The 11,418-nt window shown below is 66.5% G+C and carries 11 protein-coding genes; 3 read left to right on the top strand and 8 right to left on the bottom strand.

The genetic code is table 11. The annotated features are described in order from the left end of the window. Position 1 precedes the first annotated feature (1 nt). Positions 2-1,003, bottom strand: a complete 1,002-nt coding sequence (locus tag AABF56_RS15500) for a Gfo/Idh/MocA family protein (protein ID WP_272806612.1) — start codon at positions 1,001-1,003, stop codon at positions 2-4. After that, complete coding sequence (locus AABF56_RS15495) at positions 1,000-2,046, bottom strand: LacI family DNA-binding transcriptional regulator (protein WP_244768186.1); 1,047 nt, start codon at positions 2,044-2,046, stop codon at positions 1,000-1,002. Before AABF56_RS15495 ends, AABF56_RS15500 begins: the two co-directional genes overlap by 4 nt. 373 nt (positions 2,047-2,419) lie before the next feature. On the opposite strand from AABF56_RS15495, the gene AABF56_RS15490 reads away from it, so the two are divergent. Further along, positions 2,420-3,592 carry a dihydrodipicolinate synthase family protein gene (locus AABF56_RS15490; protein WP_272806611.1) on the top strand — a complete coding sequence of 391 codons (1,173 nt, stop codon included), beginning with the start codon at positions 2,420-2,422 and terminating at the stop codon, positions 3,590-3,592. A gap of 85 nt (positions 3,593-3,677) precedes the next feature. Beyond that, positions 3,678-4,373, top strand: a complete 696-nt coding sequence (ung, locus tag AABF56_RS15485) for a uracil-DNA glycosylase (RefSeq protein WP_064331266.1) — start codon at positions 3,678-3,680, stop codon at positions 4,371-4,373. A gap of 192 nt (positions 4,374-4,565) precedes the next feature. Here ung and AABF56_RS15480 read toward each other — a convergent pair whose 3' ends face one another. From AABF56_RS15480 to AABF56_RS15455, 6 genes are all read right to left on the bottom strand, one after another. After that, the gene (locus AABF56_RS15480) at positions 4,566-5,516 is read right to left on the bottom strand and encodes a nucleoside hydrolase (RefSeq protein WP_272806610.1); all 951 of its coding nucleotides are present in this window, start codon (positions 5,514-5,516) and stop codon (positions 4,566-4,568) included. A 40-nt stretch (positions 5,517-5,556) separates the two neighbouring features. Continuing rightward, positions 5,557-6,792: an NAD(P)/FAD-dependent oxidoreductase gene (locus AABF56_RS15475; protein WP_272806609.1), complete on the bottom strand. Its 1,236-nt coding sequence runs from the start codon at positions 6,790-6,792 to the stop codon at positions 5,557-5,559. Between the two features lie 122 nt (positions 6,793-6,914). Then, a complete protein-coding gene (locus AABF56_RS15470) occupies positions 6,915-7,769 on the bottom strand; it encodes a metal ABC transporter permease (protein WP_244768192.1) in 855 nt (284 codons plus the stop codon). Continuing rightward, positions 7,766-8,638: a metal ABC transporter permease gene (locus AABF56_RS15465; RefSeq protein WP_272806608.1), complete on the bottom strand. Its 873-nt coding sequence runs from the start codon at positions 8,636-8,638 to the stop codon at positions 7,766-7,768. Before AABF56_RS15465 ends, AABF56_RS15470 begins: the two co-directional genes overlap by 4 nt. Then, the gene (locus AABF56_RS15460) at positions 8,635-9,504 is read right to left on the bottom strand and encodes a manganese/iron ABC transporter ATP-binding protein (protein WP_272806607.1); all 870 of its coding nucleotides are present in this window, start codon (positions 9,502-9,504) and stop codon (positions 8,635-8,637) included. Before AABF56_RS15460 ends, AABF56_RS15465 begins: the two co-directional genes overlap by 4 nt. Beyond that, positions 9,501-10,403 (bottom strand): metal ABC transporter substrate-binding protein, encoded by a 903-nt coding sequence (locus AABF56_RS15455; RefSeq protein WP_272806606.1) that lies wholly within the window; start codon positions 10,401-10,403, stop codon positions 9,501-9,503. The genes AABF56_RS15460 and AABF56_RS15455 overlap by 4 nt, the downstream gene beginning before the upstream one ends. Positions 10,404-10,641: 238 nt before the next feature. Between AABF56_RS15455 and AABF56_RS15450 the strand changes: the two genes are divergently transcribed. Continuing rightward, the gene (locus AABF56_RS15450) at positions 10,642-11,283 is read left to right on the top strand and encodes a hypothetical protein (RefSeq protein WP_272806605.1); all 642 of its coding nucleotides are present in this window, start codon (positions 10,642-10,644) and stop codon (positions 11,281-11,283) included. The last annotated feature ends 135 nt before the right edge of the window (positions 11,284-11,418 follow it).

The following is an 11,418-nucleotide window of genomic DNA, read 5'->3' as shown; positions in this document are numbered from 1 at the left end:
CTCACAGTCCCGGTTCGATGCGGACCGCTTGGCCCGTGCGGGCCGCCTCGACGACGGCAAGGCCCGTCGCCAGCGACCAGACGCCATCCTTGCCGGTGGCGGAGGGCGTTCCCTTGCCGGCAATGGCGGCGTGGAAGGCGGCAAGGGTGGTCTCGTAGAGGTTGCGATGGTCGAGCGGCAGCTCGTGCTCGCCGTCGGCATCCCGGAGCGTCACCGTGCCGGTGGGGCGCTGCGTCATGACATTGCGGCCGATGAGGGAGCCCTCCGTGCCATGGACTTCGAGGCCGGTTTCGGCGAATTTCGTGGTGAAGCCGTCGTGGAACTGTGCGATCGTGCCGGAGCCGAAGCGCAACACGCCCATCACGGCATCCTCCAGCCCGGCCTTGCCCATGCCGCCGGCCTGCGAGAAGGCGATAGCCTCCACCGGATCGTCGTCGAGCACGAAACGCAGCGTGTCGGCATCGTGCACAGTGATGTCGAGGATGACGCCGCCGCCGGCCTCCGGTTTGTCGAGCCGCCAGCCCTGCAGGTGCGGCGGCAGGTAGACCGCGTGGAAAACACGGGCCGACAGCGGCCTGCCGATGCGGCCGGCCTTGATGGCCTCGCGCATTGCCCGGTGCGTCGCGGCGTTGCGCAGGTGGTGGTTCGTCGCCAGCACGATGCCGGCCGCCTCTGCCGCCGCGATCATGGCGCGGGCATCGTCGAGCGAAAGGGCAAGCGGCTTTTCGCACAGGACGTGCTTGCCCGCCTTCGCCGCGGCGAGGGCCTGGTCGCGGTGCAGCTCGTTCGTCGTCGAGATGTAGACGGCGTCGATCTTGGGGTCGTCGAGCAGATCGGCAAGCGCCGTGACCGAGTTTGCGATGCGCTGTTCATCCGCATAGGCGCGGCCGCGCTCGGCGCTCGTGCTCATCACGGAAACGACCTCGCCGCCCGTCGCGCGGATCGCGCCGATCACCCATTCCTTCGCGATCGTGCTTGCGCCGATCAAACCCCAGTTTGTCATGCGGAAATCCTCCTCGTCCTGTCCGTCTGGCCGGCACCGCAGCTCTGGCGCACGACGAGGCGCACGGAGCTGACGATGGTCTCGGGCTCCACCCGGCCGGCATTGATCTGTTTCAGCAAGAGTTGCGCCGCGCGCCGGCCCATGCCCTGTGGGTCGACGGAGACCGTCGTCAGCGCCGGCACGGCGGTTTCGGCCTCGATCACGTCGTCGAAACCCACCACGGCGAAGTCGCGGCCCGGCTCCTTGCCGGCGGCGCGCAGGCCGTCGCACACGCCGAAGGCGGCGGCATCGTTGAAGCAGAGCGCGGCGGTCGGCGCCTCGGGCAGAAGCAGCGCACGCTCGATGGCGGCAACGCCGCCGGCGCGCGAGGCCGCCGTGCCGATGACGAGCCGGTCCGGCGCTGCAAGCCCCGCTTCCGAAAGCGCATCCCTCCAGCCCTCGACGCGTTCGGTGAAGACCGTGGTGTTGGCGATGCCGCCGAGGAAGGCGATGCGGGTGTGGCCGAGCGAGACGAGGTGCCGCACGGCATCCTTCGCGCCGGCATAATTGTCGGAGAACAGCGTCGAGACCTTGGCGCCGACGACGTTGCGCACCACGGCGACGACCGGGATGCCGCTGGCGGCGAGCGGCTTCAGGTCGCCCGCCTCCGTGCCGCGGGCGGGCGACAGGATGAGGCCGGCAATGCCGTGCTCGCGCATGGAGGCGATGACCTCGCGCTGGCGGTCGACGCTTTCGGCGGAGTTCGACAGGAACTGCACGTAGCCGGCCGACTGCATGACCATGTCCATGCCGACGGCAAGCTCGGCGAAGAAGGAGTTGGTAAGGTCGTTGACGATGATGCCGATGATCCGCGAGGAGGCGGACTGGCGCAGGTTCGCCGCGCCGCGATTGTAGACATAGCCGAGTTCGCGGATGACGGCGTTCACTTTGGCGCGGGTCGCCTCGTTCACCAGGGGGCTTGCCTGCAGCACGAGCGAGACGGTCGACTTCGACACGCCGGCGGCGCGCGCAATATCGACGACGGTCACCCGGCTCTTGTTCACGGTCTTCCTCCCTGCGCGGCGTTCATTCCGGCCGCTTGCTGAAGCTAAATAATTGGATCGTTCCAAATCTGTCAAGAGATATTTGGCGAGTTGATGGAGTTTGGCCGCTCGGCCTTTCGCGCTTTCCTGCTTCACGGTACGCCCTCTCTTTTCGTCATGGCCGGGCTTGGCCTAACCATCCAAACGGCGTGCATAGTGCTGGATTACGTGGATCCTCGGCTCAAGGCCGAGGATGGCGGGGGAGGGCGGGGCGGATGGTTTCCCATCCCGTTCCGGCGAATAGCGGCTATGCGATCCCGAATGCCGCCTTCAAAATCTCGCTTGAAATTTGGAACGATCTAAATTATTGCCCTGAAAAAACCGGGAGGATTTCATGCCGATCAGCCTTACCCTGCCGCAGCCGGATGGCGGCCTTGCCCGCTACCATCTTGTCGGGACGCCGCTTGGGCGCCCCACCGTCGCGCCTGTCTTCAACCGCATCGCCTATGCGGCGGCCCATGTGGTTTCCGATCCGCGTCGCGACGCGCGACCCTGGGAGGCGCCGGCCATCGACTGGGAACGCACGATGGCGTTCCGCCATCATCTCTGGTCGCTCGGCTTCCGCATCGCCGAGGCGATGGACACGGCGCAGCGCGGCATGGGGCTCGACTGGGCCGGCGCGCAGGAGCTGATCCGCCGCTCGCTGGCCGAGGCGAAGATCGTGCCGGGCGCCGATCTCGCCTGCGGCGCGGGCACGGACCAACTCGACCCCGCCGATGCGCGTTCGCTTGACGACGTGATTCGGGCCTATGAGGAGCAGGTCGGTTTCGTCGAGAAACACGGTGGCCGGGCCATCATGATGGCGAGCCGAGCGCTCGCTCGCCTGGCGGCCTCGCCGGACGACTACCGCAAGGTCTATGGTCGCATCCTCGGCCAGGCGAAGGACAGGGTCGTGCTGCACTGGCTGGGCGACATGTTCGACCCGCAGCTTGCCGGCTACTGGGGCTCCAGGGATTTCGCGCCTGCGCTGGAGACGGTCCTGTCGATCATCGCGGAGAACCGCGGCAAGGTCGAGGGCATCAAGATATCGCTGCTCGACAATGCCTGTGAGGTGGCGTTGCGCAACCGGCTGCCGGAGGGCGTACTCTGCTTCACGGGCGACGACTTCAACTATGCCGAGCTGATCGAGGGTGACGGGCAGAGGTACAGCCATGCCTTGCTCGGCATCTTCGATGCGGTCGCCCCGCAGGCTTCCAAGGCGTTGGCGGCGCTCGCGACCGGCGATGCCGCCACCTTCCGGGCCGTCATCGAGCCGACGGTGCCGCTCTCGCGCAAGATCTTCGAGGCGCCGACGCAATATTACAAGGCGGGCGTCGTCTTCCTCGCCTGGCTCAACGGCCACCAGGACCATTTCACCATGCCGGCCGGCATGCAGTCGGCCCGCGGCCTCCTGCACTATGTCGACGTCTTCCGCCTCGCGGACCGGGCCAACGTGCTCGACAGGCCGGACCTCGCCGCTGCGCGCATGAAGAACCTGATGACGGTACTCGGCGTCGGGCAAGATTAGCTGTGGATGAGCGGCCCTGCCGCCGGTTCTTGCCGCTGTCAGGCGTTAAACTCCGTCTTCTCGAAGGAAGACACGGGAGCGGGCGATGGCAGCGGGCGAAGTGAAGGTCGGGGAAAGCTGGAAGGCGCCGCTGGCGGCGGAATTCTCCAGCCCCTACATGGCCGACCTCAAGGCCTTCCTCCTGGAGCAGAAGCAGGCGGGACGGCGCATCTTCCCGAAAGGCTCGGAATATTTCCGCGCCCTCGACCTGACGCCGCTCGAGGAGGTGCGCGTCGTCATCCTCGGGCAGGATCCCTATCACGGCGAGGGCCAGGCGCACGGGCTCTGCTTTTCCGTGCAGCCCGGCGTGCGCATCCCGCCGTCGCTGGTCAACATCTACAAGGAAATGCAGGACGATCTCGGCATCCCGCCGGTCCGTCATGGCTTCCTGGAGCACTGGGCCAAGCAGGGCGTCCTGCTTTTGAACAGCGTGCTGACGGTGGAGATGGGCCGCGCCGCCTCGCACCAGGGCCGCGGCTGGGAGCGGTTCACCGACGCGGTCATCCGCGCCGTCAACGAGCAGGAAAAGCCCGTCGTCTTCATCCTCTGGGGCTCCTATGCGCAGAAGAAGGCGGCCTTCGTCGATCGGGACCGCCATCTCGTGCTGCGCTCGGCCCATCCTTCGCCGCTTTCCGCCCATAACGGCTTCTTCGGCTCGCGGCCGTTTTCCAAGGCGAACGCGTTTCTCGAAAAGCACGGCCGCAAGCCGATCGACTGGCAATTGCCGGGCACGCCGGGCTGAGCAGGCTCTCGGGGCGAGGGTTGCCACTCACCAGCCTGCCGGCATCCTCTCCCCGCAAGCGGGGCGAGGAGCGATGGGCGCGCCGCCTTCCTCCCTCCCGCTGCCTGCGGCAGAGTGATCGCTGATAGGGTATGGCATCGCCACATCCTCCTTCTCCCCGCTTGCGGGGATAGGAGGTGAGGGGCAGGCGCCTCAGCGGACGAGCGTCTCGTCGAGCAGCGCCATCACCTTTTCCGCATCGATGCCGATGCAGGCGTGCTGGCTCGGCAGGTCGTCCCAGTTGCCGGGCGGGAATGTGCGGGCGTCCGGCTTCTGGATCGTCTGGCCATCGGCAATGCCGCCGGCGACGACGCGGATGGCGCCGGGGCGGGTGGTGAAGAGCTCGGGGGCGACGAGATAGATGCAAGCGCAGCTGTCATGCACCACCATGCCCTCGTCCTCCACATGCTGGCCGTAGAAGTCGATGTAGAATTGCGAGATGTCGGAAAGCAGCTTCAGGTGCCTGCCGTTCCGCTCGGTGAGTTCGGCGAGGCGCTTGCGGGTCATCACCGTCTTCATCGTCACGTCGAGACCGACGACCACGACCTTCCACGGCGCCGTCATCACCGCGTCGGCGGCTTCCGGGTCGCCGTGGATGTTGGCTTCGGCGGCCGGCGTGATGTTGCCGGGCACGTCGAAGGCGCCGCCCATGATGATGACCTGCCTGACGAGGCCGGCGATACCGGGGTCTTCCTTCAGCGCATAGGCGAGGTTTGACATGCGGCCGACGGCGATCAGCGTCACCTCGCCGGGATTGGCCCGTACGGTCTCGATGATGAAGCGGTGCGCCGGGCGCGGATCGAGCGGCAGGTCGACCGTGTCGGGCACGTCGATATTGCCGAGCCCGTCATGGCCGTGGATCAGCACCGGCCAGTCGACCGGGTTGCGCATCGGATTGTAGGTCTTGCCCTCGCCGCGGGCGACGGGGGCCGCGATGCCCCATTCGCGTTTCAGGAACAGCGCGTTGCGCGTCGTGGTCTCGATGGCGGCATTGCCAAAGACGGTGGTGATGCCGATGAGGTCGATCTCGGGATGATTGTGCAGGAACAGCAGCGCCATCGCGTCGTCGACGCCGGGATCCGTGTCGAAAATAACCTTGTGCATTGCGGGTGTCTTTCTTCTTGTCGTTATGGAGATCGCGCGCCTACTGGAAACGGGCGATGGAGAAGGGGGCAAGCGCGCTTTCACCGTCACCGGCCAGAAGCTGGGCGACATGGCGGCCGGTCGTTGCGGAAAGCGTGAGGCCGAGATGGCCGTGGCCGAAGGCAAAGGCGATGCGCGGATCGGCCGGATGCAGGCTGATGACGGGCAGCGAATCCGGGGTGGAGGGGCGCCGGCCCATCCATTCGGTGCCGCCTTCCTCCTGGAGGTCCGGCACGTAGCGGCGCATCTTCCGGCGCATGGCGGCGGCGCGCCTGTAGTTGGCGGGCGCGTCCGGCGAGGCGAGCTCCACCGCGCCGCCGATACGCAGTGCATTCTCGAAGGGCGTCGCCACGAAGCCATGCTCGGAGAAGAAGACCGGCATTTCGAGCGTCGTCGACGGGTTCATGAAGGTGGTGTTGTAGCCGCGCTCGGTTTCGAGCAGGACCTTCAGGCCGAGATCGGCGACGAAACGGCGCGACCAGACGCCCGCGGTGATCGCAAGGCGATCGAAGGTGAAGGTCCGGCCGCCCTCCGTCGTCACGGTAGTGCTGCTCTCCGCCCGGGCGACCCGCGACACGGTGGCGTCGATCAACGCCGCCCGGTCGCGCAGCAGCGCCTGCAGGCGGCGCAGGAAGGTCAGCGGATATTCGAAGGTCTTGTAACCGTCGTTGAAGATGGCGCCGGCAAAAGGTCCCGAGAGGGCCGGCACGCGGCGGCGGGCTTCCGCCACGTCCAGCGCCTCGACGGTGCAGCCGACCAGCCGGGCATTCTCCGCCTCGTGCGTGAAAACCTTGTCGCGGGCCGCGACGGTGTCGAAGACCGTCAGCGCGCCGGTATCGCGCATATGGCCGGAGAGGCCGGCCATCGCGCCGAGGTGCACATGATCGGCCTCCGCCGTCTTCATCAGGTGGAGCAGGGCCATGCGGCTTTCGGCGGCCTTGCCGGCGCGCGCGGAAAGGAGGAAGCGGATGAGCCAGGGAGTGAGCGTCGGCAGATCCTGCCAGCGCAGGGTCAGCGGCCCCAGCGGATCGAGCAGCCATTTCGGCACGGAGAGCAGCATGTCCAGCCGGGCGAGCGGATCGATTTCCGGCACCGCCAGGATACCCGCATTGCCGACCGAGGCCGGCAGGCCGCCGGCGTCCCGCTCCAGAATGGTGACGCTGTGGCCCTGTTCCAACAGATTGAGCGCTGTGGCGCAGCCCATGAGGCCGCCGCCGACGATACCGATATGCGCCATGCCGTCCCGTTGCGTGTTGTTTTCGTTCGTTGTGCCGCCGCCCGCGAAGCAGGAACGGCGGATCGCGGCGGACGATAGACGGAAAGCGCCCGGCTGTCGACTGAGCGGCAGGCCGGGCCGGATCAGGCCTGCTTACCTGCTTCCTGCACGGGTTTGCGGCTCTGGAGCACCTGCCACAGGAAGGCGAGCACGAAGAGGATGGTCATCAGGAGCACGATGGTCGGGGCGGGGGCGCTGTCGATGAGGAAGCTCAGCCAGATGCCGAAGAAGGTGGCGCCGAGGGCGACCGCGACGGCGACCATGAGCATGCTCGGGAAACGCCGGGTGAGGAGGGCGGCGATGGCGCCTGGCGCGACCAGCATGGCGATGGCGAGGATGATGCCGACCGCCTTCAGCGCGCCGACGACGACGAGGGACAGCACGGCGAGCAGGCCGTAGTGCAGCAGTTTCACCGGCAGGCCGATGGCAGCGGCGTGCTGCCGGTCGAAGGCCTGCACCAGCAGATCCTTGCGGAAGAGGAGGATGAAGGCCGTCGAGGCTGCGGCGATCGCCGCCGTCTCCACGAGATCGGCTGCGCCGATGCCGAGCATGTCGCCGAAGAGGATGTGGTCGAGATGGATGTCCGGCTGGATCTTGACATAGAGAACGAGGCCGAGCGCGAACATGCCGGAAAAGACGATGCCGAGGATCGTATCCTCCTTGACCCGGCTGTTGTCCTTGAGGTAGCCGGCCGAAAGCGCGCAGAACAGGCCCGCGACGAAGGCGCCGGTGGCGAAGGGCAGGCCCACGACATAGGCGATGACGACGCCCGGCAGGACGGCATGGGAGACCGCGTCGCCCATCAGCGACCAGCCCTTCAGCACGAGATAGCAGGAGAGCAGCGCCATCGGCAGGGCGATCATCAGCGTCACCAGGAAGGCGTTCTGCATGAAGGCGAGCTGGAAGGGCATGATCGCAAGGTCGAGCGTCTCGTTCATGGCTGTTTCGCCTCCAGGGTTTCGAGGGCGAGGCGGCCCCTGCGGCGCGCGGCAAGAAGGCCGTGCTTCGGCGCGAAGAGGAAGGCGAGGAGGAAGATGGCCGTCTGCAGCACGACGATGATGCCGCCCGTCGCCCCGTCGAGGAAATAGGAGATATAGGCGCCGACGAGGCTGGTGCCGGCGCCGAGCGCGGCGGCGATCGTGATCAGCCGCTGGAAGCGGTCCGTCAGCAGGTAGGCGGTCGCGCCCGGCGTCACCACCATGGCGATGACGAGGAAGGCGCCAACGGTCTGCATGGCCGCGACCGTCGAGGCGCTGAGCAGCGTGAAGAACAGGATCTTCAGGCCCGTCGGGTTGAGGCCGATCGAGCGGGCGTGGCTCTCGTCGAAGAAGGTGACCATCAGGTCCTTCCACTTCAGAAGCAGGATGACGAGCGTGACGACGCCGATGATGGCGAGCTGGATCGTATCCTCGGGGCTGACGGCGAGGATGTTGCCGAGCACGATGGTCTGGATGTTCACCGGCGTCGGGGCGAGCGAGACCATGAAGAGGCCGAGGCCGAAGAAGGAGGAGAAGATCATGCCGATGATGGCGTCTTCCTTCAGCCGGGTCTTCCGGTTGAGGAAGAGCATCGCGGCGGCGGCAAGCCCGCCGGAGAGGAAGGCGCCGGCCGCGAAGGGCAGGCCCAGCATGTAGGCGCCGGCAACGCCGGGCACGATGGAATGGGAGAGGGCATCGCCGATCAGCGACCAGCCCTTCAGCATGAGATAGGCCGAGAGAAAGCCGCAGATGCAGCCGACCAGCGCGCTCACCCACATGGCATTCACCATGTAGCCGTAGCCGAAGGGTTCGAGGAGCGTGTCGATCACGGCGTCTTCTCCGCCTCGCGCTCGCCGTAGATGACGAAGGGGCGCTCGTCATCGGTGATGACCTTGACGGAGCGCTTGTCCTCGTCGTCGTGCAGGTCGCGGCCGCCGAGGATGAAGTGGCGCAGCACGCCGCCGAAGGCGCGCTCCAGATTGGCTTCGGTGAAGGTCTCGGCCGTCGGGCCGGAGGCGATGACGGTGCCCTTCACGAAGACGGTGCGGTCGCAGAAATCCGGCACGCTGCCGAGATTGTGGGTGGAGACCAGCATGACGCGGCCTTCGTCGCGCAACTTGCCAAGCAGCTCGACGATCTGCTCCTCCGTCCTCACGTCGACGCCGGTGAAGGGTTCGTCGAGCAGGATCACCTGGCCCTCCTGCGCGAGCGCGCGGGCGAGGAAGACGCGCTTCCTCTGCCCGCCGGAGAGCTCGCCGATCTGGCGCTTGCGGAAATCGCTCATGTTGACCCGCGACAGGGCCTCGTCGACCATCTCGTGGTCGCGTTTCGTCGGGATGCGCAGCCAGTTCATGTGGCCGTAGCGGCCCATCATCACGACGTCCTCGACGAGCACGGGGAAGGTCCAGTCGACCTCCTCGGCCTGCGGCACATAGGCGACGAGGTTCTTCTTCAGCGCCTCCTTCACGGAAAGGCCGAGGATGGTCACCTTGCCGGCGGCGACGGGCACGAAGCCCATGATCGCCTTGAAGAGCGTGGACTTGCCGGCGCCGTTGACGCCGACGAGCGCGGTGATCGTGCCCTTGGGAACGGAGAAGCTGGCATGCGTCAGCGCCGTGTGGCCGTTGCGATAGGTGACGGTCACGTCTTCGGCGAGAATGCCGTCCACCTTCTTCGGCCTGCCGCCCATCATCATTGTGAAAGACCCTTCACGATGGTTTCGGAGGTGACGCGCAGGAGGTCGAGATAGGTCGGCACGGGGCCGTCCGCCTCGCTCAGCGAGTCGACATAGAGCACGCCGCCATAGGCCGCGCCGGTCTCCGCGGCGACCTGCTTTGCCGGATCGGCGGAAACGGTGCTTTCAGAGAAGACGACGTGGATATTGTGTTCGCGCACCGCGTCGATCACGGCCTTCACCTGCATGGGGGTGCCCTGCTGGTCGGCGTTGATCGGCCAGAGGAAGAGTTCCTTGAGGCCGAAATCGCGGGTGAGGTAGCTGAAGGCGCCCTCGCTGGTGACGAGCCAGCGCTTTTCCTCGGGCAATGCGTCGATCTTCGCCTTCATCTCCACGCCGAGCGCGGTGATCTTCTCGCTGTAGGCCTTGGCATTGGCGTCGTAGGTCGCGGCATTGGCGGGATCGAGCGCGACCAGCGCCTTGCGGATGTTCTCGACATAGATGAGCGCGTTGGCCGGCGACATCCAGGCATGCGGGTTCGGCTTGCCCTCATAGGGACCCTGCACGATGCTCATCGGCTCGACGCCCTCGCTGACGGTGACGTTCGGCACGTCGCCGAGATTGGCGAGGAATTTCTGGAACCAGAGCTCGAGGTTCAGTCCGTTCCACAAAACGAGCTTGGCGTCCTGCGCCTTCAGGATGTCGCGCGGGGTCGGCTGGTAGTTATGGATCTCCGCGCCCGGCTTGGTGATCGATTCCACCACGGCCGCGTCGCCCGCCACATTCGCCGCGATGTCGGCGATGATGGTGAAGGTCGTGACGACCTTCGGCTTTTCCTGGGCAAGGGCGGGAGACAGGGCAGGGGCCGCGCCAAGGAGCGGCAGGCTGAGGAGAAGGGCATGGAATGAACGGCGGAGCATCGGCTCTCCTTGTCTGCTTTTGCGAATGAGTTGCATTAAACTATAGGGCTGTTTTCGCCCTGTCAACGCAATTGCAAATCATTCGCAACAACGTCCCGAAATCGGACGTCCGGCGTTTAAAACTTCCGAAACGCCCGGCCGGTAGAGTGCGTGCAGTTCGCGTGCTCTCGGCGCGTTCGTGTTCCTGCGTTTCAAGAGAAGACCACCGCCCGTGAAGTTCCTTCCGACCTCTTTCCGCTTGTCCCGGAAGCTTCTGATCATCGTCGCCGGCGTCGTCGTGCTGACGGGCGCGTCGGGGGCCGCCGCGATCTTCGTCGGGCGCGATGCGCTGCTCGGACCGCCGGCGGAACAGGTGTCGGGCGCCGCCTGCACGACGGTGTCCACCGTCCGCCTCGAGCGCAACGGCCAGCACTGGCTGCGCAAATATGTACGTTCGGACGCCAGGGACGGGGATACACGCGTCAAGACGGCACTGCGTGTCGCCGGCGCCGTGTCCAATCACGAGGAGGCCGATCTCTACCAGGTCATCCTGCTCGATGCCGCCGGCCCGGTGAACCGGGCCGACATGCGCGGCCGCGCCATCGGCGCCGAGGTGCTCTTCACACGCAATCCTTCCGCCATTCCGGGCATGACGGCGCCGTTCGTCGCGCGCTACACGACCGGCCAGCCGGCGGGCAACGGCGAATTCTATGGTGAGCGCAAGGAATTGTCGCTGGACGAGATCAAGACCATCGTCACCGCGATGGAGGATCGGGCGGATTGCGTCGATCCGCATGCGGTCGAGGGAGCGGGTGGCCACGCTGAGGCCAAGGCCGAGGGCGGCCACGGCGAGGCGCCGGCCGAAGAAGGGTCGCACGAGGTCGCCGCCAGCGAACATTGACGGGGTAGAAGAGGGGGTGCCCCTCATCCCGCTGCCGCGACCTTCTCCCCGTAAACGGGGAGAAGGGGGTAGGACGCGCTCGTTTCCTCAACCAATAGCCGGTCGTGGGCCACGTCCCCGCTCCCCGTCTGCGGG

It is taken from the genome of Shinella sp. WSC3-e (assembly GCF_945994535.1).
Classification (GTDB): Bacteria; Pseudomonadota; Alphaproteobacteria; order Rhizobiales; family Rhizobiaceae; genus Shinella; species Shinella yambaruensis.
Note: the sequence above shows the minus strand (reverse complement) of the source record. Positions and strands in the feature narration are given on the sequence as shown.